Source organism: Streptomyces sp. LS-MS-L19 (assembly GCF_058382285.1).
The window spans coordinates 1,667,945-1,692,769 of record NZ_JBYCLL010000001.1; the positions used below are offsets into that span (position 1 = coordinate 1,667,945).

The 24,825-nt window shown below is 71.9% G+C and carries 22 protein-coding genes and 1 riboswitch; of the genes, 4 read left to right on the forward strand and 18 right to left on the reverse strand.

Translation table 11 applies throughout. The features are described from left to right. Positions 1–30 precede the first annotated feature (30 nt). Positions 31–1,389, reverse strand: a complete 1,359-nt coding sequence (locus AC2XR2_RS07245) for a C39 family peptidase (RefSeq protein ID WP_491514611.1) — start codon at positions 1,387–1,389, stop codon at positions 31–33. Between the two features lie 233 nt (positions 1,390–1,622). On the opposite strand from AC2XR2_RS07245, the gene AC2XR2_RS07250 reads away from it, so the two are divergent. Both AC2XR2_RS07250 and AC2XR2_RS07255 read left to right on the forward strand, forming a co-directional pair. Further along, positions 1,623–2,243, forward strand: coding sequence for a uridine kinase family protein (locus tag AC2XR2_RS07250; RefSeq protein WP_491518418.1), 621 nt, complete (start codon positions 1,623–1,625; stop codon positions 2,241–2,243). 432 nt (positions 2,244–2,675) lie between these two features. Beyond that, on the forward strand, positions 2,676–4,541 hold the full coding sequence (locus AC2XR2_RS07255; protein WP_381305517.1) for an AAA family ATPase: 1,866 nt from the start codon (positions 2,676–2,678) through the stop codon (positions 4,539–4,541). A gap of 164 nt (positions 4,542–4,705) precedes the next feature. Here AC2XR2_RS07255 and AC2XR2_RS07260 read toward each other — a convergent pair whose 3' ends face one another. The 10 genes from AC2XR2_RS07260 to AC2XR2_RS07305 form a co-directional block, all read right to left on the reverse strand. Next, a complete protein-coding gene (locus AC2XR2_RS07260) occupies positions 4,706–5,782 on the reverse strand; it encodes a hemolysin family protein (protein WP_123759464.1) in 1,077 nt (358 codons plus the stop codon). Beyond that, positions 5,779–7,113, reverse strand: coding sequence for a hemolysin family protein (locus tag AC2XR2_RS07265; protein ID WP_330268231.1), 1,335 nt, complete (start codon positions 7,111–7,113; stop codon positions 5,779–5,781). Before AC2XR2_RS07265 ends, AC2XR2_RS07260 begins: the two co-directional genes overlap by 4 nt. Positions 7,114–7,292: 179 nt before the next feature. After that, positions 7,293–7,751, reverse strand: coding sequence for a PH domain-containing protein (locus tag AC2XR2_RS07270; protein ID WP_381305521.1), 459 nt, complete (start codon positions 7,749–7,751; stop codon positions 7,293–7,295). 14 nt (positions 7,752–7,765) lie between these two features. After that, complete coding sequence (gene hisG / locus AC2XR2_RS07275; protein WP_381305524.1) at positions 7,766–8,614, reverse strand: ATP phosphoribosyltransferase; 849 nt, start codon at positions 8,612–8,614, stop codon at positions 7,766–7,768. Positions 8,615–8,658: 44 nt separating this feature from the next. Beyond that, positions 8,659–8,931 carry a phosphoribosyl-ATP diphosphatase gene (locus AC2XR2_RS07280; protein WP_018534786.1) on the reverse strand — a complete coding sequence of 91 codons (273 nt, stop codon included), beginning with the start codon at positions 8,929–8,931 and terminating at the stop codon, positions 8,659–8,661. Between the two features lie 34 nt (positions 8,932–8,965). Continuing rightward, positions 8,966–9,451 carry a 6,7-dimethyl-8-ribityllumazine synthase gene (gene ribH / locus AC2XR2_RS07285; RefSeq protein ID WP_020117407.1) on the reverse strand — a complete coding sequence of 162 codons (486 nt, stop codon included), beginning with the start codon at positions 9,449–9,451 and terminating at the stop codon, positions 8,966–8,968. A gap of 29 nt (positions 9,452–9,480) precedes the next feature. Continuing rightward, positions 9,481–10,770, reverse strand: a complete 1,290-nt coding sequence (locus AC2XR2_RS07290) for a bifunctional 3,4-dihydroxy-2-butanone-4-phosphate synthase/GTP cyclohydrolase II (protein WP_491514612.1) — start codon at positions 10,768–10,770, stop codon at positions 9,481–9,483. Next, a complete protein-coding gene (locus AC2XR2_RS07295; protein WP_381305532.1) occupies positions 10,767–11,408 on the reverse strand; it encodes a nicotinamide mononucleotide transporter family protein in 642 nt (213 codons plus the stop codon). The genes AC2XR2_RS07290 and AC2XR2_RS07295 overlap by 4 nt, the downstream gene beginning before the upstream one ends. Further along, positions 11,405–12,010 carry a riboflavin synthase gene (locus AC2XR2_RS07300; protein WP_330268226.1) on the reverse strand — a complete coding sequence of 202 codons (606 nt, stop codon included), beginning with the start codon at positions 12,008–12,010 and terminating at the stop codon, positions 11,405–11,407. Before AC2XR2_RS07300 ends, AC2XR2_RS07295 begins: the two co-directional genes overlap by 4 nt. Before the next feature lie 155 nt (positions 12,011–12,165). Beyond that, positions 12,166–12,296, reverse strand: a riboswitch (FMN riboswitch). Positions 12,297–12,909: 613 nt separating this feature from the next. Further along, on the reverse strand, positions 12,910–14,151 hold the full coding sequence (locus AC2XR2_RS07305) for an ROK family transcriptional regulator (RefSeq protein ID WP_491514613.1): 1,242 nt from the start codon (positions 14,149–14,151) through the stop codon (positions 12,910–12,912). Between the two features lie 125 nt (positions 14,152–14,276). On the opposite strand from AC2XR2_RS07305, the gene AC2XR2_RS07310 reads away from it, so the two are divergent. Further along, the gene (locus tag AC2XR2_RS07310) at positions 14,277–15,488 is read left to right on the forward strand and encodes an MFS transporter (RefSeq protein ID WP_491514614.1); all 1,212 of its coding nucleotides are present in this window, start codon (positions 14,277–14,279) and stop codon (positions 15,486–15,488) included. Positions 15,489–15,500: 12 nt separating this feature from the next. Here AC2XR2_RS07310 and AC2XR2_RS07315 read toward each other — a convergent pair whose 3' ends face one another. Beyond that, positions 15,501–16,631 carry a glycoside hydrolase family 6 protein gene (locus AC2XR2_RS07315; protein ID WP_491518419.1) on the reverse strand — a complete coding sequence of 377 codons (1,131 nt, stop codon included), beginning with the start codon at positions 16,629–16,631 and terminating at the stop codon, positions 15,501–15,503. Between the two features lie 172 nt (positions 16,632–16,803). On the opposite strand from AC2XR2_RS07315, the gene AC2XR2_RS07320 reads away from it, so the two are divergent. Beyond that, entirely contained in the window at positions 16,804–17,490 is a 687-nt protein-coding gene (locus AC2XR2_RS07320) for a DUF5995 family protein (protein ID WP_491514615.1), read from the forward strand. Positions 17,491–17,551: 61 nt separating this feature from the next. Here the strand turns inward: AC2XR2_RS07320 and AC2XR2_RS07325 are convergent, their stop codons facing one another. The 6 genes from AC2XR2_RS07325 to AC2XR2_RS07350 all read right to left on the reverse strand — a co-directional run bounded on the left by AC2XR2_RS07325 (position 17,552) and on the right by AC2XR2_RS07350 (position 24,824). Beyond that, the gene (locus tag AC2XR2_RS07325) at positions 17,552–18,229 is read right to left on the reverse strand and encodes a VOC family protein (protein ID WP_381305543.1); all 678 of its coding nucleotides are present in this window, start codon (positions 18,227–18,229) and stop codon (positions 17,552–17,554) included. A 61-nt stretch (positions 18,230–18,290) separates the two neighbouring features. Beyond that, positions 18,291–19,991 carry a flavin monoamine oxidase family protein gene (locus AC2XR2_RS07330; RefSeq protein WP_491514616.1) on the reverse strand — a complete coding sequence of 567 codons (1,701 nt, stop codon included), beginning with the start codon at positions 19,989–19,991 and terminating at the stop codon, positions 18,291–18,293. Between the two features lie 73 nt (positions 19,992–20,064). Next, positions 20,065–20,853, reverse strand: coding sequence for a carbon-nitrogen hydrolase family protein (locus AC2XR2_RS07335; protein ID WP_491514617.1), 789 nt, complete (start codon positions 20,851–20,853; stop codon positions 20,065–20,067). Between the two features lie 115 nt (positions 20,854–20,968). After that, complete coding sequence (locus tag AC2XR2_RS07340; protein ID WP_491514618.1) at positions 20,969–22,192, reverse strand: MFS transporter; 1,224 nt, start codon at positions 22,190–22,192, stop codon at positions 20,969–20,971. 105 nt (positions 22,193–22,297) lie between these two features. Then, positions 22,298–23,716, reverse strand: a complete 1,419-nt coding sequence (locus AC2XR2_RS07345; protein WP_491514619.1) for an HAD-IA family hydrolase — start codon at positions 23,714–23,716, stop codon at positions 22,298–22,300. Positions 23,717–23,753: 37 nt separating this feature from the next. Next, complete coding sequence (locus AC2XR2_RS07350) at positions 23,754–24,824, reverse strand: ABC transporter ATP-binding protein (protein ID WP_491514620.1); 1,071 nt, start codon at positions 24,822–24,824, stop codon at positions 23,754–23,756. Position 24,825: the final 1 nt, after the last annotated feature.

Below are 24,825 nucleotides of genomic sequence, written 5' to 3' on the forward strand. Positions count from 1 at the left end.
GGCCCCGGTCGCCCGGGGCCCCGGAGGACCTCAGCGCACGCCCACCACTTCGAGCGCCTTGCGCTGGCGCGGGGTCGGGCAGGCGGGGAAGTACAGGTAGCAGACGCCTCCGGTGCCGGAGACGACCTTGCCGCTGGCGTTGTACCGCTTGGTGCGCAGCCAGATGTTCTCCCACTCGCGCCGCTTGTAGACGCGCCGCACCGCCGCGTCGCTGGGCGAGGCCGGGTCGTTGGCGATCACATCGCCCTCGGCGGTGAAGCCGATCACCGTCATGAGGTGGCCCGAGGTGCCGTAACCGGCCCCGGTGAGCTCCTCCTTGAGGAACGACTGGGACGTTATGGCCGGGATGCCGGCCGCGATCAGGGTCTCCAGGTCGGTGAGCGAGCCGAGCCGGGTGACCACGCCCTGGAGGTCCTTGAAGGTGGCCGCGTAGGCCGCGTTGAACGGCCAGTTGCCGCAGCCCGCGTACTGGTAGTCGTAGGTGTAGCGGGCCGCGTGGCAGACCTGCGGGTCGGCGTACGACGGGTCGACCCAGGCCAGTTGCTCCTTGGTGAGCCGGCCGCCCCAGTACTCGATGATCATCTGCGAGCTGGTGGGACTGCACCAGGCCTCGCCGCCGTTGTCGTACTCCGGGTACTGGCCCACGTGGATCTCCTGCGAGTAGCGCGGGACGATCAGCTCACGGGCGAGGCCGGGCGTGGAGGCCGGGACGGTGAAGCGGTCGGGGACGTCCGAGCCCATCGCGCCCAGCCGCCACACGGTCGGCGTGTACTTCGCGCCCGGCCTGCGGTACAGGGTCAGCCGCAGCCGGTACGACGCCAGGCGCAGCCCGGTCGCCGGGTCGTCGATCGCGAAGGTGTCCGTCCAGATGGTGCTCTTGCCGTCGGTCTGGTCGTCGACCGAGGTCCGCCTGATGTCCCCGTCCCCGGCGGCCCAGCGGCCCATCACGTACCAGGGGGTGGCCGTGCCGTCGGAGTACGTCCCCTGGAGCTCGATCTGGATCCAGGTGCCGGCCGGGGTGTGGGCGTTCCAGGAGGCGATCACCTCGGTCGAGGGCACGGCGAGCGTGTGGACCGGGGAGGTCCAGGTCGCGTACTCCCAGGTGGCGGTGGTGCCGGTGTGCGGGTCGGTGTAGTCGGTGGTGCCGACGGGCGCGCCGATCACGAGGCCGGGGCGGCTGCCGGCGACGGCTCGGGTGCCCTGCGCGGTGCCGGCGCGCCAGTCGCCGTACATGGTCCAGGCGTGGTTGTCGACCAGGCGGGCGGCCTCGTCGGGGTCCGCGTCGGCCGTGGTGCCGACGGCGGCCGCGGGGCCCGCGGTGCCGGCCACCGCGGCGGCGACCGCGACGGCGAGAACGGTTCTGCGGGACGGCTGTTCGGCTCTGCTCATGGGTGGGAGATCCCCCAGGTGTCCGAGTCGGGCGGGTCCAATGCACGGTTGTGCGCCAACTATGGATGAGGCGGCATGCTCCTGCCAGCACTTCGGGCCATGCCACGCCTACGAATATTGGTCTCGTCCACTGGCATGACCTGGGAAGCTGCCGTTCCGGCGGCGATCACAGGCCCCTCACTAGACTGGACGGGCCCGACCGTCCGTCCGTATGAGCACCTCCAGGAATTGTCATCCACCTCCTCGCCTCCCGGCTCCGCCGACTGCCCCCGTCCTGCGGCCTGGTCCGGCTGATCGGCGTCGACGGCCACGCCGGCTCCGGAAAGTCCACCTTCGCCGGGCAGTTGGCGGACGCCCTCGGCGGCGCTCCGGTGCTGCACCTCGACGACATCGCCAGCCACGAGGAACTGTTCGAGTGGACCGGACGGCTGCTGCGCGAGGTGATCGACCCGCTCGGGCGCGGCGAGACCGCCCACTACGCCCCCTACGACTGGCACACCCGGCGCTTCGGAGCGACCCGTGCCCTGCCGCCGGCGCCCGTGATCCTGCTGGAGGGGGTGGGCGCGGGCCGGCGCGCGCTGCGGCCGCACCTCGCGCTCCTGCTGTGGATGGACCTGCCCCGCGAGGAGTCCTGGGCACGCGGGCGGTCCCGGGACGGGGTGGAGCAGCGGGAGTTCTGGGAGGGATGGGTCGTGGCGGAACAACGGCATTTCGCCGAAGACCCCTCGCGGCCCTTCGCCGATCTGCTGGTACGACAGTGTCGGGAGCGCTACGAGACGCTCGATGGGCCTGCGGTGACTGCTGGACCGGACCATGTCATCACGCACGGTGACGGTCCGACGTCGATGTGTTGAACCTGTGAAGACCCCCCGGTAAGAACTTGCCTCAGTCGCCCAACTCCGCTTGACCGAGGGGTCGTACAGGTCTTACGTTCTCAATGTGCGGCCGTTGGAGGTCGCCCGCAGTCGCGAAGCCCCCGGTTGTTCCCCCGTGATCGGGGGCTTCGTTCTGCCCTCACACAGAAATATCCACGCGGTGAGGCGCGATTCGCTCACCCTCGGTCACCGTCCGCGGTGCGCCCCATCTGCTCCCACCTCGCCAAACGGCCTGTGCGGCACCCTACGGCGGGCAACACCACCGCAGGTACGATGCCCTCGGTGCGACCTACGGACAACCGCTCTGCGCACCGTTGCAACTCCGGTCCGCGGCACAGCGGTTGGACGAAGGCGGCCACCGGGCGTCGGCCCGGTGGTGAAACCACGGGGGCACGGTTTGTGGGGGACGTGATGGATTTCGGCACGCAGGGCCCCGAGGCCCCGGCCGACCTCGCCTGGCTGCGAGGTGTGGACGCCTACACGATGGGCGCCTACCCCCAGGCGGAGGAGGAGTTCCGGGCCGCGGTGCGGATCGATCCCGGGATGGCCGACGGCTGGCTCGGACTGCACGCGCTGCGCGTCGACACGACGACCGCGCTGCTCCGGATGTTCCGGCACCGCGAGCGCTTCGGCGAGCAACGCGCCCGCCATCGCCGTACCCTCAACTCCTGGTACTGGCTGGGCTGGTGGGTGCAGCCGGTCCTGGAGAGCCCGCGTGACCTGCTGCTCGCGCACGCCTCGCACTGGCTGGACGGCCGGCACGTCCCGGAGCTGGACCGGGCCCTCGCGGGCCTGCCCCCGGTGGACACCGACCACCAGGTCCGCTTCCTGCACGCCTGCCGCGCCTATCTCGTCAAGGACTGGGAACAGCTGGTCCGGCACACCGACCCGCTGATCGACGACGCCATGCTCGGCATCGAGGCAGGTCTGTTCGGGGGCATGGCCCGGGTCCGCCTGGAGATGTTCGGCCAGGCCGAACCGCTGCTCTCGGCGGCCCTGATGCGCTGTCGCAGCGAGCAGCCGCAGCGCAAGGAACTGCGGTACTGGCTGGCCCGGGCCCACGAGGGCACGGGCCGTTCCGCCGCCGCGCTCCCCCTGTACCGGGCGGTGCACCGCGTCGACCCCGCCTTCATGGACACCTCGGCCCGGCTCGCCGCGATCGCCGAGGGCGACGGCTACGACGACCCGGCCGACCTCGCGGCGATCACGCTCACCGGGTTCGGGCAGGACGTGCTGGAGGGCCCCGACGGGGTCGACCCGCTGTTCGGCGTCGAGGGACGGGAGTTGAAGCTCTCCGAGCCGGAGCCGCCGCCGACCGGGTCGCTGCCGTCCATGACGGACCCGGCCGGACGGGAACGGTCCGGCAGCCCGACGGGGGCGCTGCCCGCAGGCCCCACCGACCCCGTCTTACTGGAGGAGGCGCTCGCCGAACTCGAGCGCATGGTGGGTCTCGAGCCGGTGAAGCGCCAAGTCAAGGCGCTGTCGGCCCAGTTGAACATGGCCCGTCTGCGGGCCGGTCAGGGCCTGCCGGTCCAGCCGCCCAAACGTCACTTCGTCTTCTCCGGCCCCTCCGGCACCGGCAAGACCACCGTGGCCCGCATCCTCGGCCGGGTGTTCTACGCCCTCGGGCTGCTCGGCGGCGACCACCTCGTGGAGGCGCAGCGGGCGGACCTGGTCGGGGAGTACCTCGGCCAGACGGCGGTCAAGGCGAACGAACTGATCGACTCGGCGCTGGGCGGGGTCCTGTTCGTGGACGAGGCCTACTCGCTCTCCAACTCCGGTTACGGGAAGGGCGACGCGTACGGCGACGAGGCGCTCCAGGTGCTGCTGAAGCGGGCCGAGGACAACCGGGATCACCTGGTCGTGATCCTGGCGGGTTACCCGGAGGGCATGGACCGCCTGCTGGCCGCGAACCCCGGCCTGTCCTCGCGCTTCACGACCCGGGTCGACTTCCCCTCCTACCGCCCCCTCGAACTCACCTCCATCGGCGAGGTGCTGGCCGCCGAGAACGGCGACGTCTGGGACGAGGAGGCACTGGACGAGCTGCGCTCCATCGCCGGGCACGTGGTGGACCAGGGGTGGATCGACGAACTGGGCAACGGGCGGTTCCTGCGGACGCTGTACGAGAAGAGCTGTGCGTACCGGGATCTTCGGTTGTCGACGTATCCGGGGGTGTTGAGCCGGGACGACTTGTCGACACTTCGGCTGGCGGATCTGATGCAGGCGTACGGGGAGGTCCTGTCGGGGCGGGGGCCGCAGGATCCGTCGGCGACGTAGTTCGTCGGCAGTTCGTCGGCTGCGGGCCGGTGGGGGCTGGTCGCGCAGTTCCCCGCGCCCCTGAGTGGGTGCAGGCAATGTCTGCCCAGCAGCACCCACTGCTTTTAAGGGGCGCGGGGAACGGCGCAAGAAGCCCCCACCGGCCCGCAGCCGTACGACGACCCCTACGACGCCAGCGCTTCCTCACTGCTCCGAGGCTCCGTGACCCGGACCTCCGGCAGCTCCCGGTGCGCGGGATCCCGTACCTCGCCGACCAGCAGCTCCAGCACGTCCTCCAGTGCCACCAGGCCCAGCACCTTCCCGGACCCGTCCGCCACCTGCGCCAGGTGTGTCGCCGCTCGCCGCATCACCGTGAGCGCGTCGTCCAGCGGCAGGTCGGAGCGGAGTTTCGTCATCGGGCGCCAGATCTGCTGGGGTACCGCCCGCTGGGACTCCTCCAGATCGAGTACGTCCTTCACGTGCAGGTAGCCCATGAACGCGCCGTTCTCCGCCGCGATCGGGAAGCGGGAGTACCCGGTGCGGCCGGTGAGCTCGATGATCTGGCCCGGGGTCACCGAGGGGCGGACGGTCACCAGGGACTCGCGCTTGAGGAGGACGTCGGTGACCGGGCGGGAGCCCAGTTCCAGCGCGTCCTCCAGGCGCTCCTGTTCCTCCGGGTCCAGCAGGCCCGCCTGGCCGGAGTCCTCCACCAGTCGGTTGAGCTGTTCGCTGGTGAAGACCGCCTCGACCTCGTCCTTCGGCTCGACACGGAAGAGCCGCAGGATGGCGGCGGCGCAGGCGCCGAGGGCGATGGTGATGGGCCGGCACAGTCGCGCGAAGGCCACCAGGCCCGGGCTGAGCCACAGCGCGACCTTCTCCGGGGCCGCCATCGCGAGGTTCTTCGGGACCATCTCACCGATGACGAGGTGGAAGAAGACGACCGCGGCCAGGGCGATGACGTAGCCGAGCGGGTGGATCATGCCGTGCGGCAGGTGGATCCACTCGAACACCGGCTCCAGCAGGTGCGCGACCGTCGGTTCGGCGACCGCGCCGAGCGTCAGCGAGCACACCGTGATGCCGAACTGGGCCGCCGCCATCATCTGCGGGAGCCGCTCGAGGCCGTACAGCACCTGGCGGGCCCGTGCGGTGCCGAGCGGTTCGATCTGGCTGCGGCGCACGGAGACGAGCGCGAACTCGGCGCCGACGAAGAAGCCGTTGGCGAGCACGAGCAGGGCGGCGAAGAGGAGTTGGAGCACGCTCATCGGGCGGCCTCCATGACGTTGACCGCGGGGACCGTGCGGACCAGGCGGACCCGCTCGGCGCGGTAGTGCCCGACCTGGCGCACGGTGAGCCGCCAGCCGGGCAGCTCGGCCCGGTCTCCGACGGCGGGGATACGGCCGAGCAGGTCGGCGACCAGCCCGGCGACGGTCTCGTACGGCCCCTCGGGCACGTCGAGGCCTATGCGCTGGAGGATGTCGACCCGGCAGCTGCCGTCGGCGTCCCAGGCGAGGCGGCCGTCCTCCGGCGGGGCGGCGGCGAGTTCGGGGACGTCCTGGCCGTCGTGCTCGTCGCGGACCTCGCCGACGATCTCCTCGACGATGTCCTCCAGGGTGACCACGCCGGCGGTGCCGCCGTACTCGTCGACGACGACGGCGATGGGCTGCTCGCTGCGCAGCTGGGCCAGCAGGGGCTGGACCGGGAGGGTCTCCGGGACCAGCAGCGCCGGGCGGGCGATCCGGCCCACGGGGGTGCGCAGCCGGTCCTGCGCGGGAACCGCGAGGGCGTCCTTGAGGTGGGCCATGCCGACGATCTCGTCGATCTTCTCGCGGTAGACCGGGAAGCGGGACAGCCCGGTGGCGCGGGTGAGGTTGACGACGTCCTCGGCGGTCGCGGAGGCCTGGAGCGAGCTGACCTTCACCCGCGGGGTCATGACGTGCTGCGCGGTGAGCTCGCCGAGGGACAGGGTGCGCACGAAGAGGTCCGCGGTGTCCTGTTCCAGGGTGCCGGCCTGCGCGGAGTGGCGGGCCAGGGAGACCAGTTCGCCGGGGGTGCGAGCGGAGGCCAGTTCGTCGGCGGGCTCGATTCCGAGCGCGCGGACGAGGCGGTTGGCGACCGCGTTCAGGGCGGCGATCACCGGCCGGAAGAGGCGGGCGAAGGCGTGCTGGGGTCCCGCGACGAAGCGGGCGACCTGCATCGGCTTGGACACCGCCCAGTTCTTGGGCACGAGCTCGCCGATCACCATCTGCACGGCCGAGGCCAGCAGCATGCCGACGACGACGGCCACGCCGGAGACCGCTCCCTCGGGGATGCCGACGGCCGTGAACGGGCCGTGCAGCAGTTCCGCGAGGGCCGGTTCGGCGAGCATGCCGACGACCAGGGAGGTGATGGTGATGCCGAGCTGGGTGCCGGAGAGCTGGAAGGACAGCTCCTTGAGCGACTCGGCGACCCGGCGGGCCCGCCGGTCGCCTTCCGCGGCGGCCTTCTCGGCGTCGGTGGCCTCCACGGTGACGAGGCCGAACTCGGCCGCCACGAAGAAGCCGTTGGCGAGAATCAGCAGGAACGCCGCTCCGAGGAGCAGCAGGGGGATGGTCATGCCGCCGCCTCGGTATGCCGGGAGGGGGCGGCGCAGGTACTACAGGACGATCCGTCCATCGCTGGAGGGAGTCACTCCTCGGGTAGCAGGAACAACGAGAGGCGGAGGCGCGATGAGAACGCCTCCGCCAACAGATTAATCAAGACAGGGCCGACTGCGGCAGGGTGGAAGCCCCTGAGTCAGCCCTGATCTTCGTCGGAACGGGCTGTGGAACGGGCCTCGGCGAGTGCCCTGAGGGCCTTCGCGTCGGCGATGGCCTGCTCTTTCGCGATGCCCGGCTGGATGCCGAGCGCCGGCAGGCTGGTGCCGTCGCTGAGGTTGAGGAACACCCACGGGTCGCCCGGGCGGAGGTTCACCTGGATGATCTCGGCCCACTCCAGACGCCGCCTGCTGGCGATGTTCTGGACGGTGACGCCGGACTCGTCGGCGACGACCTTCACCCTGGCCAGCAGGAACAGCACTCCGGCGAGCAGGGCCGCGGTGACGATGAAGCTCAGGCGCTCGCCGGGCCCGAGCTGCTCCAGGAGCAGCGCGATCACCGTGATCACCACGAAGATCGCGACTCCGGCGGTGAGCAGGACCACACGGGTGCGGCCCGGCCGGAACGTGACGGGGAGGGCGGGCGGTGCGGAGGACATGGCGGTACGGCCCCTCAGAGACGGCAGGCGTGGATGGCCGTCGTCAGGATGGCCCGCGCGCCGATGTCGTACAGGTCGTCCATGATCCGCTGCGCCTCCTTGGCCGGGACCATCGCGCGGACGGCGACCCAGCCCTCGTTGTGCAGCGGGGAGACGGTCGGGGACTCGAGGCCCGGGGTGAGCGCGACGGCCTTCTCGAGCTGCTCGACGCGGCAGTCGTAGTCCATCATCACGTAGGTCCGCGCCACCAGGACGCCCTGGAGGCGGCGCAGGAACTGCTGGACCTTGGGTTCCTCACCATCGGCACCGGTACGGCGGATGACGATCGCCTCGGACTTCATGATGGGCTCGCCGAAGACCTCCAGGCCCGCGTTGCGCAGGCTGGTGCCGGTCTCGACGACGTCCGCGATGACCTCGGCGACGCCGAGCTCGATGGCGGTCTCGACGGCGCCGTCGAGGTGGACGACGGCCGCGTCGACGCCGTTGTCGGCGAGGTGCCCGGCGACGATCCCCTCGTAGGAGGTGGCGACCGTCTTGCCCTTGAGGTCCTCGACGCCGTTCGCGGTGCCGGGCTTGGAGGCGAAGCGGAAGGTGGAGCGGGCGAAGCCGAGCGGGAGGATCTCCTCGGCGTCGGCGCCGGAGTCGATCAGCAGGTCACGGCCGGTGATGCCGATGTCGAGCCGGCCGGAGGAGACGTAGATCGCGATGTCCCGGGGGCGGAGGTAGAAGAACTCCACGTCGTTGACCGGGTCGACGATCCGCAGTTCCTTGGACTCGCGGCGCTGCTGGTAGCCGGCCTCATGCAGCATGTCCGCCGCAGGTCCTGACAGGGAACCCTTGTTGGGGACGGCGATGCGCAGCATGAGGTCGGCTTCCTTTGCTCTCAGGGGTGGTTTCGGCGACTGGCTTACAGGTGGGCGTAGACGTCGTCGAGGGAGATCCCGCGCGCGACCATCATCACCTGGACGTGGTAGAGCAGCTGCGAGATCTCCTCCGCGGCCGCCTCCTTGCCCTCGTACTCGGCGGCCATCCAGACCTCGGCGGCCTCTTCGACGACTTTCTTGCCGATCGCATGGACGCCCTTGCCGACCAGTTCTGCGGTGCGGGAAGTGGCGGGGTCGCCGGTGGCGGCCTTCTGCTGGAGCTCGGTGAAGAGCTCCTCGAACGTCTTGTTGGACATGGTGGCGCCCACTTTACGCGTAAGCCCGCACCACCTAGTGCCACGGTTCAGATACTGAGCGGAGGGTGGCCGCCGTGGCCACCGCGGCGGTCACCGCCTCGTGCCCCTTGTCCTCGTTGGAGCCCTCGATACCGGCCCGGTCCAGGGCCTGTTCCTCGGTGTCGCAGGTCAGCACGCCCATGCCGACGGGGACCCCGGTCTCCACCGAGACCTGGGTCAGGCCCTGGGTGACGCCCTGGCACACGTACTCGAAGTGCGGGGTGCCGCCGCGGATGACGACACCGAGGGCGACGATCGCGTCGTAGCCGCGGCCCGCGAGGACCTTGGCGACGACCGGGAGTTCCCAGCTGCCGGGGACCCGGAGCAGGGTGGGCTCGTCGATGCCCAGGTCGTGCAGGGCCCGCAGGGCGCCGTCGACCAGTCCGTCCATCACCTTCTCGTGCCACTGCGCCGCGATGACGGCGACCCTGAGGTCGCCCACGTTGCGTACGGACAGCTCCGGTGCACCCTTGCCGCTCACGTTCTCAGACTCTCCTCGAAGTGCTTGTGCTACTGGTTGCTGCAGGTGGACACGGGGGTGGTGTCCAGCCAGGGCAGGTCGTGGCCCATCCGGTCCCGCTTGGTGCGCAGGTAGCGGAGGTTGTGCTCGCCCGCCTGTACGGGCATCGGCTCCCGGCCGGTGACCTTGAGGCCGTGGCGCAGGAGGGCGTCGGACTTGTCGGGGTTGTTGGTCATCAGGCGCAGGCTGCGCACCCCGAGGTCCTCCAGGATCTGCGCACCGGCGCCGTAGTCCCGGGCGTCGGCGGGCAGGCCGAGCTCCAGGTTGGCGTCGAGGGTGTCGTGGCCCTGCTCCTGGAGTTCGTACGCCCGCAGCTTGGACAGCAGGCCGATGCCGCGCCCCTCGTGGCCGCGCAGGTAGACCACCACTCCCCTGCCCTCTTCCTGGATGCGCTCCAGGGAGGCGTCGAGCTGGGGGCCGCAGTCGCAGCGCAGGGAGCCGAAGATGTCGCCGGTGAGGCACTCGGAGTGGACGCGGACCAGGACGTCCTCGCCGTCGCCGATCTCGCCGTGGACGAGGGCGACATGCTCGACGCCGTCGACGGTGGAGCGGTAGCCGTACGCCGTGAAGGTGCCGTGGGCGGTGGGCAGCCGGGTCTCGGTCTCGCGGCGGACGGTGGGCTCGCTGGTGCGGCGGTAGGCGATCAGGTCCTCGATGGAGATGATCGTCAGGCCGTGCTTGCGGGCGAAGGGGATCAGCTCGGGGAGGCGGAGCATCCGGCCGTCCTCGCCCGCGATCTCGACGATGGCGCCGGCCGGGCGCAGTCCCGCGAGCCGGGCGAGGTCGACGGCGGCCTCGGTGTGGCCGTTGCGGGTGAGGACGCCGCCGTCCTTGGCGCGCAGCGGGAAGATGTGGCCGGGGCGGACGAAGTCGGTGTGGTCGGCGTCGCCGCTCGCGAGGAGCCGGAGCGTGGTCGCGCGGTCGGCGGCCGAGATGCCGGTGGTCACGCCGTGCGCGCCGGAGGCGTCCACGGAGACGGTGAAGGCGGTCTTCATCGACTCGGTGTTGTCGTCGACCATCTGAGGCAGCTTCAGCCGGTCCAGTTCGTCGCCCTCCATGGGGGCGCAGATCAGGCCGCGGCACTCGCTCATCATGAAGGCGACGATCTCGGGGGTGATCTTCTCGGCGGCGACGACGAGGTCGCCCTCGTTCTCGCGGTCCTCGTCGTCGACGACCACGATCGGGCGGCCGGCCGCGATGTCGGCGATGGCCTGCTCGACGGGGTCCAGCGCGAAGTCCTCGAACCCGTCGGTGCTGTAGAGAATCGGTGCGGCGGTCATGCCGGCGCTCCTTCCATGACGGGCCGCGCGGACTGACGCGAGCGCAGCCACCAGTCGCGCATGCCCCACAGGACGAGCGCGCCGTAGATGACGTAGACGAAGCCTGAGAAGGCGTAGCCGTTGGCGAAGTTCAGGGGGACGCCTACCAGGTCGACCAGGAGCCAGGCGAACCAGAACTCGACCATGCCGCGCGCCTGGGCGTACATGGCGACGACGGTGCCGACGAAGATGTAGGCGTCCGGCCAGGGGTCCCAGGACAGGCTCGGGTAGGCCTTGAAGAGCAGGGCGACGGCGACGGTGCCGACGGCGGCGGCGCCGATCATCGAAGCGCGCTCGGCCCAGGTGGCGAACCGCGGCGCGATGTGTCCGTCGCCGGACTGCCCCTTGTTGCGGTTCCACTGCCACCAGCCGTACAGGGCGACGAGCATGACGACGGCCTGCTTGCCGGCGCTGCCGGTGAGGTGCCCGTAGAAGGCGCCGAAGAGGATGAGGCCGGAGGCGAACTGCACCGGCCAGCTCCACAGGTTGCGCCGCCAGCCGAGGGCGAGGGCGATGAGGCCGAGGATGTTGCCGATCATGTCCGACCAGAGGATGTGCTGGCCGAACAGGGTGAAGGCCTCGGTGTTGAGGGAGTTCACTTCCCGGCCCCCTGACTGCTCGCGAGCAGGCGCTCGACGTACTTGGCGACGACGTCGACCTCGAGGTTGACCGGGGCGCCGGGCTGCTTGAGGCCGAGCGTGGTCAGCGCGAGCGTGGTGGGGATGAGGCTGACGGTGAAGTAGTCGGGGCCGGCCTCCACGACGGTGAGGCTGATGCCGTCGACCGTGATGGAGCCCTTCTCCACGACGTAGCGGGAGAGGTCCGCGGGCAGCGAGATCTTGATGATCTCCCAGTTCTCGGAGGGCTTGCGCTCCAGGACCTCGCCGGTGCCGTCCACGTGACCCTGCACGATGTGCCCGCCGAGGCGCGCGCCTACGGCGGTGGGGCGCTCCAGGTTGACGCGGGAGCCGACGCCCAGGGCGCCGAGGCTGGAGCGGTCGAGGGTCTCGGCCATGACGTCGGCGGTGAACTCGTCGCCCTCGTGGTCGACGACGGTGAGGCAGACGCCGTTGACGGCGATGGAGTCCCCGTGTTTCGCGCCCTCGGTCACGACGGGGCCGCGCAGTCGGAAGCGACACGCATCGCCGAGGTTCTCGACGGCGGTGATCTCGCCCAGCTCTTCGACGATTCCGGTGAACACTTCCCGGGTCCTCCCTGCCTCATTCGGGCACGGACTCCGGGGCTGTCGATGACGACAGAATGAACGAGCAGGGACACCGGGGGCGACGCCGGACGGGGCCTCACCCGCGAGGGTGAACCCTGATACGGCGGCGCGCATACAGGTATGCCCGCCCGCCGCGCACTGCCTCCCATCCGGACTTTAACCGTCGGTCCAGGAATTTCACCTGGTCAACCGGCCGCTGGAAGCGGTCGGGTCGCGGACTGTAACCGCCGGTTCGGACTTTCACCGACCCCGGAGTGCGCTGCTTCTGGTACGCAACCAGTCTGCCACGCCTGATCGGCGTCCATACGGGCGATGCGTGTGCAGTGGCTCACAACCCGTGGCCGGAAACCTCTTGACCTAATGGTCTAGTCCTTTTTAGGGTCGCCGTGGCTGGACACCCGTAGAGACGGGCCCGGCGGCGGTGACGACGGCCCTTGCCCGCCGCCGGGTCTCCTTCGCCGGTATGTACGGCCTCTGGCAGGGTGATCGGGATGACGACAGCGATCGCCGTGTCCGCGGAGCAGCGGGACGCCAGGTCGCGTCCGCCGCCGGCAGCTTCTCCAGTCCGGCGAGGCAGCCTTCGCGGGCCGCGGTGACGAAGGTCGCCACCAGCCCCTCCTGCCGCTCGGGCGCCGCCGCGAACCGCCCTCCCCCACTGCCTCCAGGAGCACCAGCATCGCCATCGACACGGCGGGAGGGACGAGTGCGGCCACACCCAGTAAGGCCGGTCGCGCAAGCGGGCACCTCGATGGACCCGACCGCACCCGACGGGCCAGCCACGAAGGAAGGCGACCCGCGCGACCATCGCGGACACGGTGTACGCCGTGTACTCGGGCCCCGACTTGCGCGGCCACCCCCGGTGGACCCAGCCCGCGCTAGCGCGGCGCGAACAGTTCGTCCTGCGCCCTGTCCCTCGCCGTGAGCAGCGCGCCCCTCAGCACCGCCTCGCCGCCCAGCGCGCTCGCCCGCACCTCCGTGGGCAGCGGTGACATACGGCGGACCCGTCGCTCCACTCGCGCGGCGAGGTCCGCCCCGCCCGCCTGGCCCACCTCGCCGGCCAGCACCACGCACCCCGGGTCCAGGACGGCGACGACCGACGCGACGCCCACGGCGACGCGGTCGGCGAGCGCGTCCAGGAAGCGGGACTCACCATGCGCCACCGCCTCCCGCACCACACCCGCGGCGCCTTCCCCCCGCACCACACCCGCGGCACCGTCCCCCCGCACCACAGTCACGGCACGGTCCCCCGGCACGACCCCCGCGGCCCCCTCCCCCGGCACCGCGAGACCGTACTCCCCCGCCAGCCGCACGACCCCCGCCGACCCCGCCAGCGAATGGAAGCCCCCCTCGCAGTCCACCGCCGACGGCAGTCCCGCCGTCCCCGGCACCGGCAGGAACCCGATCTCGCCCGTGCCGCCCGAGGCGCCCCGCCGCAGGGTGCCGTCCAGGACCACCGCCGCGCCGGTACCGTGGCCCAGCCAGAGCAGCACGAAGGTGTCCCGGTCCCGGGCGATCCCGTCGCGCTGTTCCGCCAGCGCCGCGAGGTTGGTCTCGTTCTCCACGTGGATGCGGGTGCCGGGCAGCCGTTCGTGCAGCGCCAGAACCAGTCGGCGGTGCCATTCGGGCAGGCCGGTGGTATCACGGAGTTCGCCGCTGGCCGGGTCGATGAGACCGGGGGCGCCGATGCCGACGGTGTGGAGTTCGGCCACCCCCGCCTCCTTCGCCGCCCGCTCGACGAGTGCGACGGCCTGCTCGACCGCGGGGCCCGTCCCCGTGTCCCCGCCGATCGGCACCGACGCCTCGGCCAGCACCCGGCCCAGCAGGTCGGAGACGACGACGGAGACGCCCTCGGTGCGGACGTCGAGGGCCGCCAGATGGGCCTGGTCGGCGACGATGCCGTACAGCCTGGCGTTGGGGCCGCGGCGCTGCTCCCCCGACTCCCCCACCACGTCGATCAGTCCGGCGGCGGCCAGGCGCTCGACGAGGTCGGCGACGGTCGGCCGGGACAGTCCGGTGAGCTGCTTCAACTGGCCTGCCGTCAGCGGACCTTCCTGCTGGAGCAGCCGCAGGGCGAGCCGGTCGTTGATGGCCCGGGCGGTGCTCGGGGATGCGGGCATGCCGGGAATCCTCTCAGATCCACAGAGCCGGATATGCGCTATCTATCAGGCAGGCTTCCTGATAGTTTACGGCGGCCGGAAGCGGCAAGCAGGGGAAAGACAAGGTTCCGGGGAGGGGCCCGACAATGAGCGATGTGGTCCACACATCAGCAGAGGTACGGCGGGCCCGGTACGCGGTGGCCGCCGTGTTCGCCGTGCACGGGGCCGTGACCGGCTCGTTCGCGACGCGGGTGCCGTGGATCCAGGAGCACTCCTCGGTGAGCGCCGGTCAGCTGGGCCTGGCGCTCGCCTTCCCGGCGCTCGGCGCCTCCGTGGCGATGCCGCTGGCCGGCCGGGTCAGTCACCGCTTCGGGGCCCGGAACGCCCTGCGCGGCCTGATCTCGCTGTGGACGCTGGCCCTGGTCCTGCCCTCGCTCGCCCCGAACCTCCTGACGCTCTGCGTGGCCCTGTTCGTCTACGGCGCCACGGCCGGCATGGCGGACGTGGCGATGAACGCGCTCGGCGTGGAGGTCGAGAACCGCCTCGGCCGCTCGATCATGTCCGGGCTGCACGGCATGTGGAGCGCGGGCGCCCTGATCGGGTCGGCGGCCGGCACCCTCGCCGCACACCTGGGCTCGGACGCCCGGCTGCACCACGCGCTCGCGTCGGCGGCCCTCACCCTGCTCGGTCTGCTCGCCTGCCGCTGGGTCCTGGACCTCCAGCCCACCGAGGACGAGGAGCCGCCGCCCCGGTTCGCGCTGCCGCCGAAGTCGGCGCTGCTCATCGGCGCGGTCGGTTTCTGCGCCGTGTTCGCGGAGGGCGCGAGCCTGGACTGGTCGGCGGTGTACCTGCGCGACCAGTTGAAGACCTCGGCGGGGCTCGCCGCCGCCTGTACGACCGGTTTCACGCTCACGATGGCCCTGGCGCGGATCGCCGGGGACCGGCTCGTGGACCGGTTCGGATCGGTGCGCACGGTCCGGGCGAGCGGTGTCCTCGCGGTGCTCGGCGGGCTGCTCATCGTCGTCGCGGAGCAGCCGGCCGTGGCGATGGGCGGGTTCGCGCTGATGGGGCTCGGCATCGCGGTGGTCGTGCCGCTGTGCTTCGCCGCCGCGGGCCGCAGCGGGTCCAACCCCAGTCTGGCGATCGCCGGTGTCGCGACGATCACCTACACCTCGGGGCTGATCGCCCCGAGCGCGATCGGCACGCTGGCCCAGGCGACCAGCCTGATGGTGTCGTTCGTCCTGGTGACGGTCCTGGCCTGCGGACTCGTGGCCTTCGCGGGGGTCCTGCGGGCCGGCGACCGGGACCGGCCGAAGGTAGGCGCCCCGGCGGCGACGGTTCCCGACCCGCGGCACTGAGACCGCTCGGCCTCAGGACGAGGCCAGGTCATAGGCGTACGACGCGCTGAACGTGCCCGGTGTGCCCTTGCAGCCGTCCGACTCCCCCGGGAGTTTCACCCACAGGTAGGCGTCGATCCCGGGTTCGCCGGTGTTCAGGGTCGGGGCCTGCCCGATCTTCCGGCCGGCCGGGTCGCACCACTCGCCCTCCGGCGGGGCGCCGTTGCCGTTGCGGCTGGTGTCGATGACGGCGCCGAGGCCCGGCGGTCCGCCCAGGGCGGCGAGGACCCGGCGGTCGTAGGCGATCTCGGCGGACGTGGTGTGGAAGTTGGAGACGTTGCTGAAGATCCCGTCGGAGGAGGCGGCCGAGGCGGCGCCCGCCTGCCTGAGCAGGGACGCCTGTTGCCCGGCCGGGTTCCAGCCGGAGTGACCGGCGTCGTAGTAGACGCGGGCGTTCGGGTTCGCGGCCTTCAGGACCCGGCCCGCGCGGGCCAGTGAGGCGAAGCGGCCGGCCCGCGCGGCGTCCGAGAGGCAGTCCGACTGGGCGATCGAGTCGGGTTCCAGGACGACGACCACCTCGCGGGAGCCGAGCCCCGCGGCGAACCGGTCGATCCAGGCGTCGTACGCGCCGAGATCCGGCGCCCCGCCCTGGGACGCGCCGCCGCAGTCACGGTCGGGGACCGCGTACGCCACGAGCACCGGGACCCGGCCCTGCGCGGCGCCGCCGGAGGTGACCGCGCGGACCCTGGAGGTGATGGTCGCCGGGGCGTAGTCGGCGAACCAGACCGCGGCCGGCCGGTCGGCGATACGGGACCGGATGACGTCGGCACGCCAGTCGCCCGGGTTCTCCTGCACCCAGTCGAGCACCTGGGAGGCGGGGTGGCGGTAGAGGCGGTGCGCGGCGGTGGCCCGGGGCTGGGTGGGGCTCGCCTTCTTGCTCGGGGACGACGGGGAGGCGCTCGCCTTGGTGGAGACGGACGCGGAGGCGGTGGGGGCGACGGAAGGCGAACCCGGGGCCGACGGCGGGACCCGCACCCGGTCCGGGCTCGGCGAGCCGTCGGTCAGCGCCGGTCGCGCCGCATCCGAGGCGGCACGGTCGTCGAGCGCGGCGAGCGTCCCGGTCGCGGTGCCGACGGCGACGACCGCACAGGCCAGCGCGACCATGGCGCCACGGCCCACGGCACGTCTGCGGGCGGCGCGGCGCGCGGCCAGTCGCTGGGCACGTAAGCCTGACACCCTGTCGCTCCCCCCTCGCGCGGCGGGCGGCGTCCCCCGTTCTGGGGAAGCGTCGGGCCCGCCGGTACGCCGGCCAGCCTAGGACTGGGACCCTGCCGTTATGGCGCAATTGGAACAGTTCACCACTCCCGTCGACGCGGTCGTCTCCCGTATGCGCGCCCTGGACGAGGCCCTTCCGGAACGGGACGGCGTAGCGGTCTTCAACCGCGTCTACCTCGCCGTCACCGAGGCCGTCGACCGCTGCGTCGACGCGGGCGGGTTCACGGACGCGCGGGCCGCGATCACGCTGGACGTGCGGTTCGCCGAGCGCTATCTGGCGGCGGTGGACGCGGCCGCCCGCGAACACCGTCCGCCGGCCTGCTGGCGGCCGCTGTTCCAGTTCCGCCGTCATCCCGGTGTACGACCCCTGCAGTTCGCGTTGGCGGGCATCAACGCGCACATCGGGCACGACCTCGCGCTGGCCGTGGTGGACACGTGTCGTAGCCTCGGCTGCGAACCCGCCGACGTGGAGGACGAGTTCGACCGCGTGGGCGACCTCCTCGTCTCGCTGGAGGAGCGCATCCGCGAGGAGCTGATGCCGGGCCCCGACGTCCTCCAGGTCGCCGACCCGCTCACCCATCTCCTCGGCTCCTGGAGCCTGGACCGCGCCCGCGACGCCACCTGGACCGCGGCCCGTGCCCTGTGGGCGCTGCGCGGACTGCCCGACGTGGCCGGCGAGTTCACCGAACGCCTGGACACGGCGGTGGGATTCGCAGGCCGCATGCTCCTGACCCCGCTCCCGGACTGAACCCCGGGCTCGACCGGACCCTGACCGGACACGGCGCCGGTGGGCGAGGCGGAAGGCGGCTTTACCCCTGGTACAGGTCGATGTGGTTGCCGCCGGGGTCCTGCACCGTCGAGGACCGTGGCTTCCACGGCCTGTCGACCGGTGGTTGGATCTCCACCGCGCCGGCGGCGAGCGCCCGCTCGTGCGCGGCGTCGACGTCCTCCACGCCCAGGCCGAATTTGGCCGGGCCGCCGGGCCACGGGTGCGAGTCGGGGTTGGCCACCGTCAGGAGGAAGAAGTCGTCGTCCGGGTACGTGCCGAACTGGAACGAGCTGATCTCCTCGTGGAAGGCGGCGTCGAAGGCGTCGCGGTAGAACGCGACCGACGCGGTCAGGTCGTCGGCCACGATCGTGACCTGGCTGATACGACGGGTCTTCACGGGCAGCCCCTTCTCCATGTAGCGATCGACGATCTCGATGAGGTTCGTCAGCGAGTCGGCTCTGGACCGCAGGCGCTCACGGTGCTCGGCAAGCACAGCGCCGACGCCGAGTTCGCCCACCGCGCGCATCGCATCGACCGGCACCTGGAGACGGCGCAGCGTCGCGTACAGACGCGCCTCGTCGACCTGGTCGGGCCGGTACCGTCGGTATCCGGTGTCGGGGTCGACGTAGGCGGGCTTGAGCAGCCCGACCTCGTCGTAATGCCGCAACGCGGTGATCGACAGACCGGTGACCAGTGAGAAGCTCCCGATGCTCAGCACGGGACCATTCTGCGAGTCTCGGGTGGCCCGAGAGTCAACCGTCCGGGTTCCTCTCCGGGGCCTAGTCCTCCGGCAGCTCCACCGGCGCGATCTCGTCGTACAGGTCGCCCGGGCCGGGGTTGGTCGCGTCGGTCTCGCCGCCGAAGTGGTGCATGACGCCCCAGACCGCGTTCAGGGCGGTCTGGATCGCGCCCTCGGCCCAGCCCGCCGTCCAGGAGATGTCGTCGCCGGCGAGGAAGATGCCCCGCTTGTCCTCGGGCAGCCGGTCCTGCATGAAGTGGGTGAACAGGCGCCGCTGGTAGCGGTAGTGGCCGGGCAGGTTGGCCTTGAACGCGCCCATGAAGTAGGGCTCGTTCTCCCAGGAGACGGTGACCGGGTTGCCGATGACGTGGCTGCGGATGTCGACCTTCGGGTAGATCTCGCCGAGGGACTTCAGCATGACCTCCATCCGCTCGTTCGCGGACAGCGGCAGCCACTTCAGGCTGTCGTCGCACCAGGTGTAGGAGAGGCAGATGACGGCCGGCTTGCCGGGCCCGTCGTCGAGGAGGTAAGTCCCGCGCGTCATACGGTCGGTGAGCGTCATCGACATGACGTCACGGCCCGTCTCCTCGTCCTTGTCCAGCCAGAACGGCCGGTCGACGGGCACGAACAGCTTGGAGCTCTCCATGTAGTGCGTGCGCTCGATCGCCGTCCAGTGGTCGATCGGGAAGAGCGAGTCGTCGCAGGCGATCTTGGACAGCAGCATCCAGGACTGCGCGGTGAAGATCGCCGCCCGGTAGGTGCGGATGTCACCGTCCGCGTCCGTCACGGTGATCCGGTTGCCGGCGGTGCGGTGCAGCCGGGTGACGGCGGGCCGGGGCTCGCCGTTCGGGTGCAGGCTCGCCGGCGAGGTGCCGTACGGCCAGTGCACGATCTTCTCCGGCGCGCGCTCCCACAGCCGGAGCGGCAGCTGCTGCGAGCCGCCCACGATCCCGCGGTGGTGGTCGTCGGCCTCGGTGTAGACGACCCGCAGGATCTCCAGGATGGAGTTGGGGAAGTCGGTGTCCCAGCCGCCGGTGCCGAAGCCGACCTGGCCGAAGATCTCGCGGTGCCGGAAGGACTTGAACGCCTCGGAGTCGCAGAGGAAGCCGTAGAAGGTCTGGTTGTCGAGCTTCTCCACGAGCCGGGACCAGATCTCGCGGATGCGCGGCACGTCCCGCTCGCGCAGGGCGCGGTTCATGTCGGTGAAGTCGGCGCCTTCTTCGAGGCACTTGTTCCAGGCCGCGGCGACATCGCGGTAGACCTGCGGGAGGTCGTCGATCGTCTCGGCGTAGTGGGACTCGCCCTTGAGGTCGACGACCGTCGAAGGGGTGGCCTCCGCGAGGGGGTTGGGGAACGGGCGGGTCTCGAGACCGACGAGGTCGATGTAGTGCTGGAGGGCCGTCGAGGAGGGCGGGAAGCGCATCGCGCCCATCTCCGCGGTGAGGCCCTCCGTGCCCTGGCCCTCGAAGCCCACGGTCCGCAGTCGGCCGCCGATCCGGTCGGCCTCGTACACGACCGGCTTGAGGCCCATCTTCATCAGCTCGTACGCGGCCACGATGCCGGAGAGACCGCCGCCGATCACCGCGACCTCGGTGCCGTGCTCGGTGGCCGGGATCTGCCCGAGGCCCGCCGGGTGGGCGAGGAAGTCGTCGTAGGCGTACGGGAAGTCCGGCCCGAACATGGTGATCGGCGGCTGCTGCTCGTCTGCGTGCTCGACGGCGTTGGGCACGGTGGACGTCATGGGGTGCGAACTCCTTGAAGCGGGCTTGGGGCAGGCGGGGGCCGGACGAGGGACCCGTGGGCGAGCGGGTGGGTCAGACGAGGGAGCCGTAGAGGCCGGGCCGGCGGTCCGTCAGATACGGGTTGGCCTCGCGGGAGGCGGCGAGGAGGGCGGGGTCGAGGTCGGCGAGGACCAGTTCCTCACCGCGCCCGGCGCGGGCCCGGGCCACCCCGTCGGGTCCGGCCAGCATCGACAGCCCGACGAAGTCGAACTCCCCTTCCTGGCCGACCCGGTTGACGTAGGCGACGTACATCTGGTTCTCCCAGGCCCGCACCGGCACGAGGGACTCGGCGACGAACTGGAAGGGGTGCATCTGGGCCGTGGGGACGATCAGGAGGTCCGTGCCGGCGAGGGCGTGGGCGCGGACGTTCTCCGGGAACTCGACGTCGTAGCAGATCATCAACCCGACGCGCAGGCCGCCCAGTTCGGCCTGGACCACCGGCTGCTCCCCCGCCGTGAAGTGGTCGCGTTCGAAGCAGCCGAAGAGGTGGGTCTTGCGGTAGCCGGCGAGGCGGGTGCCGTCGGCGGAGATCAGCTGGGCGGAGTTGTGGACGGTGTCGCCGCAGCGCTCCGGGTAGCCGTACGCGATCGCGAGGCCGTGCCGGGAGGCGATCTCCGCGACGGCGTCCGCGCCGTCCCCGTCGGCCGCCTCGGCGAGTCGGCCGATGTCGTCGCCGATCGCGTACCCGGTGAGGAACATCTCCGGAGCGGCCAGCAGCGCGGCACCCGCGGCGGCGGCCCTGGCCGCGGCCTCGTCGAGGACCTTGAGGTTCCCCTCGACGGAGCCGGGGCGGCCGGAGCTCTGGAGCAGGGCGGTGCGCATGCGTGATCCTCACCGGGCGGAAGGTGGATGTGGGGGCCACGGAGCGGGCCATATAGAAGGTACGGGCGGCTCACCGGCGCGAACAAGAAGGAGCCGTTGCGCGCCGGTGAGCGGTTCATTGCGTGCGGAGGCGGTCGTCCGGCGATTCGTTGCGCGGACGTCGGCGCCCGCGGGACAGCACCAGCGCGGTCATCAGATACGGCACGGACAGGATCACGAAGACCGTGCTGTGCGCCAGCGACGCGCCGAGCAGCGTGTACACGCCGAACACGGCGACCGTGACCAGCTCGGTGCCCAGGCTCGCCACCGAGGTCAGGGTGGCCCGCCGGGCGTCGTCGATGCGGTGCTGGAGGCGGACGTCGGCGAGCACCTCGGCCAGCTGGAAGCCGGCGAAGGCGAGGCCGACGAGGGCGATACCGGCCGGGGTGCGGGCCCCGGCGCCCACGGCCAGGGCGAGCGCGGCCCCGGCGATCAGGGCGGCGAGGCCCCGGGTGCCGAGGCGTTCGGCGGGCCCGGCGAACAGGCTGCCGACGGTGACGGCCGCCCAGACCAGTAGGACCAGCCAGGGCACGGTGGTGTCGGCCACGCCGAGGTCGCGGATCAGCAGCGACACGTACTCGTCGAGCGCCCCCCACACCGCGGCGACGGCAGGGACCAGCAGCAGGGCGCCCCGGACGGTCCGGTCGCCGCGGGCCTCGGCGACTCCGGCCCGCAGGGTCGCCGACCAGCTGGTGCCGCCCTTGCCGGCCGGCACCCGGTGTTCCGGCAGCCGGGTCGCCGTGACCGCGGCCAGCAGACAGGCCAGGACGCTCGCGGCGCCCACGGCCGGGTAGCCGCCGAGCGCGAGGACCGGCCCGGCGAGGCCCATCGCGGCCACCGTGGCCAGCAGCCGGGCCGCCCGGGTGCGCCCCATCACACGCGCGTACCGGTCGGTGGCGCCGAGCCGTTCCATCTCGTCGTAGACCAGCGCCTCCAGCGAACCGGAGCCGAGGGCGCCGCCGGCGCCCCACAGGACGAATCCCAGCGCGAAGGCGCCGTACGACGGCACGGTCACCCACAGCGCGAAGCCGGCCGCGGTGAGCAGCGGGCCGATCCACAGCAGCCGGCGCCGCGAGACGGTGTCGGCCCAGGCCCCGGAGGGAACCTCCAGGACGACGGCCGTGAGGGACCACAGGGCGAACAGCGAGGAGATCTGCCAGAGCGGCAGGCCGGTGTCGGCGAACAGCAGCGCGTACACCGGGTAGAGCAGGACGAGGTCGTCGAGGAACGCGTAGCCGTACAGCGTGGTCGTCAGCCGGCGGACGCCGGTCGCGGGCACACGTGCGGGTGAGAGTGTCATGAGGCCTTCCCGGAAGGGCGGTTCGGACGTCGTGGGTACGGCGTCCGAGGCGGCCCTCGGGAGGCGCGGCTGGTGGATCAATGTCGCCAGGTCATGTCACCAATGCTAGACAGTTCCCGGCCCGCTGCCCAGCGAGAATGTGGTGATCACGGCGGCGTGGTCGGACGGCCAGTCGTTGTCCTCGACATCCGGCCAGGTCCGCGGGGTGCCACTGACGTACGTCCGCGAGTCGAGGACCTTCAGTCCCCGGTGCAGCACGAAGTCGATGCGGTCCTGGGGCTCCGGCTCGGCGTGGACCGGGGACCAGGTGTGCCCCGGGTCGCGCACGGCGTCGGGACGCGCCTCCCGGTAGGAGTCACGGAAGCCCGCCTCCTCCGCCGCCTTGGTCACCGGCCACTCGACGTCGGGCCAGTCCAGGTGGGAGGGGCAGTTGAAGTCGCCGACCAGCACGACGGGCGCCGCGTCACCGATCCGGCGCAGGGTGTCCCGCAGCTGCCCGAGCCGCACCTCCTCGTGGGCGAGACGGGCGAGCGGTTCGGCCGTGTAGGGCCCGTACCGCTCGTAGTCGAGGTGCGCGGTCCACAGCTCGACCTCCCGATCCCCTACGGCGATCCGCGCGCCGGCGGCTCCGTAGAACCCCACGTCCGGGTCGCCCAGCACGGCGGTGATCGGGTACCGGCTGATGATGCCGAGGTTCGACCCGGCGCGGTGGTGGTGCCAGCCCAGCGCCTCGGCGAGTTCCGTGGCGGCACTGCCGTACGTCTCCTGGAGTCCGACCACGTCCACGCCGGTCTCGGCGATGACCTTGAGCTGCTTGGCGCGGTGGTCGTGGACCTTGGTGCCGCCGTACCAGAGGTTCCAGGTCATCACGCGGAGCCGGTACGGCAGCAGGGCGCGGAGCCGGGCCACGGTGACGCCCTCCAGCCCGGGCAGGACCGTACGCCCCGGGGCCGCCTCGACGGGGGCGAGCGAGGGCACCGCGAGGACCGCGCAGCCGGCCGCCTCGGCGGAGCGGACGCCGGTCTCCGTGTCCTCGACGGCGACACAGCGCGCGGGGGCCACGCCGAGCTCCCGGCAGGCGGCGAGGTAGGGGTCGGGGGCGGGTTTGGTGTGCTCGGTGTCGTCGGCGGTGACGGAGACGGCGAACCGGCTCGCGCCACCCAGGGCTTCGAGGACGGTGTCGGCGACCGACCGGGGAGAGGCTGTCACGAGGGCGGTGGGGACGCCCTCGCGGGCCAGCGCGTCGAGCAGGTCGAGGGCGCCGGGGCGGGGCACGACGCCGGTGCGGACGCGGTCGGCGAACTCCCGGTGCAGGGTGTCGGCGAGGTCCACGGCCGGGGTGCCGGTGGCCGCGGCCAGCCAGGCGGCGGTGTGCTCGACCGGGCGGCCGAGCACGTCCGGCCGGTCCGCCTCGGTCAGCGGACGTCCGGCGACCTCCTCCACCGCCTCCCACCAGAGCCGCTCGGTGTCGACGAGCGTGCCGTCCATGTCGAACAGGACGGCCTGGAGCGGGAGTCGAGTCACAGCGGTCTCTTTCGTGGGGGGATTCGTACGTGGGGGATCAGGGGGTGCGTCGTTCCGCCACCAGCACCGGCCGTTCGGGCAGCGACACGCTCACCGGGGCGCCGGCGGTCAGCTCGGCGGACTCGTGGGCAGGCAGGTCGGCCTTGACCTCGGTGCCGTCGGCGAGCCGGACGGTGAGGCGGACGGACGCGCCCAGGAAGGACGTGGCGACCACCCGGGCCGTCCCGTCGGCCTCGGCCCGCACCCGTACGGCCTCGGGACGCACCAGTACGTCGACCTCGGTGGCGGTCGGCACCGGGCCGTCGACGGGGAGCCGCTGTCCCAGCACCTCGGCCGTGTCCTGGACGAGCCGGCCGGGGATCCGGCTCATCGTGCCGACGAACTCGGCGACGAAGGCGGTGGCGGGACGGCCGTACAACTCACTGGGCGCCGCGCACTGTTCGAGCCGGCCGGCGTGCATCACGGCGACCCGGTCCGCCATGGACAGGGCCTCCTCCTGGTCGTGGGTGACGAAGAGGGTGGTGATGCCGAGCTCCTGCTGGAGCCGCCGGATCTCCTCGCGGAGGCTGAGCCGCACCTTGGCGTCCAGCGCCGACAGGGGTTCGTCGAGGAGCAGTACGCGGGGGCGCAGGGCGAGCGCGCGGGCCAGCGCGACCCGCTGCTGCTGGCCGCCGGAGAGCTGGTGCGGGAACCGCCCGCCCTTGTCGGCGAGCCCGACGAGGTCGAGCAACTCGGCTGCCCTGGCCCGACGTTCGGCCGTACGGACCCCACGCATCCGCAGTCCGAAGGCCACGTTGTCGCGGGCGTCGAGGTGCGGGAAGAGGCTGTACGACTGGAAGACCATCCCGGCGTCCCGGCGGTGGGCCGGGACCCGGCTCACGTCCTCGCCGTCCACCAGTACCCGCCCGGAGTCGGGGTGTTCGAAGCCGGCGAGCATCCTGAGCGCGGTCGTCTTGCCGCAGCCGGACGGGCCGAGCAGGGCGAGGAGTTCACCCGGCCGCACGGTCAGGTCGAGTCCGTCGAGGGCGACGGTCGGGCCGAACTCCCGCCTGAGGCCCTGGAATTCGACGGTCGCCGCGGTCGTCTGGGTCTTTTCGAGAACGGTCATG

What these genes read in the sequence shown, in the direction of transcription:
- AC2XR2_RS07245 (WP_491514611.1), bottom strand. Translation starts at nt 1,389, where the DNA reads ATGAGCAGAGCCGAACAGCCGTCCCGCAGAACCGTTCTCGCCGTCGCG.
- AC2XR2_RS07255 (WP_381305517.1), top strand. Translation starts at nt 2,676, where the DNA reads ATGGATTTCGGCACGCAGGGCCCCGAGGCCCCGGCCGACCTCGCCTGG.
- AC2XR2_RS07260 (WP_123759464.1), bottom strand. Translation starts at nt 5,782, where the DNA reads ATGAGCGTGCTCCAACTCCTCTTCGCCGCCCTGCTCGTGCTCGCCAAC.
- AC2XR2_RS07265 (WP_330268231.1), bottom strand. Translation starts at nt 7,113, where the DNA reads ATGACCATCCCCCTGCTGCTCCTCGGAGCGGCGTTCCTGCTGATTCTC.
- AC2XR2_RS07270 (WP_381305521.1), bottom strand. Translation starts at nt 7,751, where the DNA reads ATGTCCTCCGCACCGCCCGCCCTCCCCGTCACGTTCCGGCCGGGCCGC.
- hisG (WP_381305524.1), bottom strand. Translation starts at nt 8,614, where the DNA reads ATGCTGCGCATCGCCGTCCCCAACAAGGGTTCCCTGTCAGGACCTGCG.
- AC2XR2_RS07280 (WP_018534786.1), bottom strand. Translation starts at nt 8,931, where the DNA reads ATGTCCAACAAGACGTTCGAGGAGCTCTTCACCGAGCTCCAGCAGAAG.
- AC2XR2_RS07290 (WP_491514612.1), bottom strand. Translation starts at nt 10,770, where the DNA reads ATGACCGCCGCACCGATTCTCTACAGCACCGACGGGTTCGAGGACTTC.
- AC2XR2_RS07305 (WP_491514613.1), bottom strand. Translation starts at nt 14,151, where the DNA reads ATGCCCGCATCCCCGAGCACCGCCCGGGCCATCAACGACCGGCTCGCC.
- AC2XR2_RS07310 (WP_491514614.1), top strand. Translation starts at nt 14,277, where the DNA reads ATGAGCGATGTGGTCCACACATCAGCAGAGGTACGGCGGGCCCGGTAC.
- AC2XR2_RS07315 (WP_491518419.1), bottom strand. Translation starts at nt 16,631, where the DNA reads ATGGTCGCGCTGGCCTGTGCGGTCGTCGCCGTCGGCACCGCGACCGGG.
- AC2XR2_RS07320 (WP_491514615.1), top strand. Translation starts at nt 16,804, where the DNA reads ATGGCGCAATTGGAACAGTTCACCACTCCCGTCGACGCGGTCGTCTCC.
- AC2XR2_RS07330 (WP_491514616.1), bottom strand. Translation starts at nt 19,991, where the DNA reads ATGACGTCCACCGTGCCCAACGCCGTCGAGCACGCAGACGAGCAGCAG.
- AC2XR2_RS07335 (WP_491514617.1), bottom strand. Translation starts at nt 20,853, where the DNA reads ATGCGCACCGCCCTGCTCCAGAGCTCCGGCCGCCCCGGCTCCGTCGAG.
- AC2XR2_RS07340 (WP_491514618.1), bottom strand. Translation starts at nt 22,192, where the DNA reads ATGACACTCTCACCCGCACGTGTGCCCGCGACCGGCGTCCGCCGGCTG.
- AC2XR2_RS07350 (WP_491514620.1), bottom strand. Translation starts at nt 24,824, where the DNA reads ATGACCGTTCTCGAAAAGACCCAGACGACCGCGGCGACCGTCGAATTC.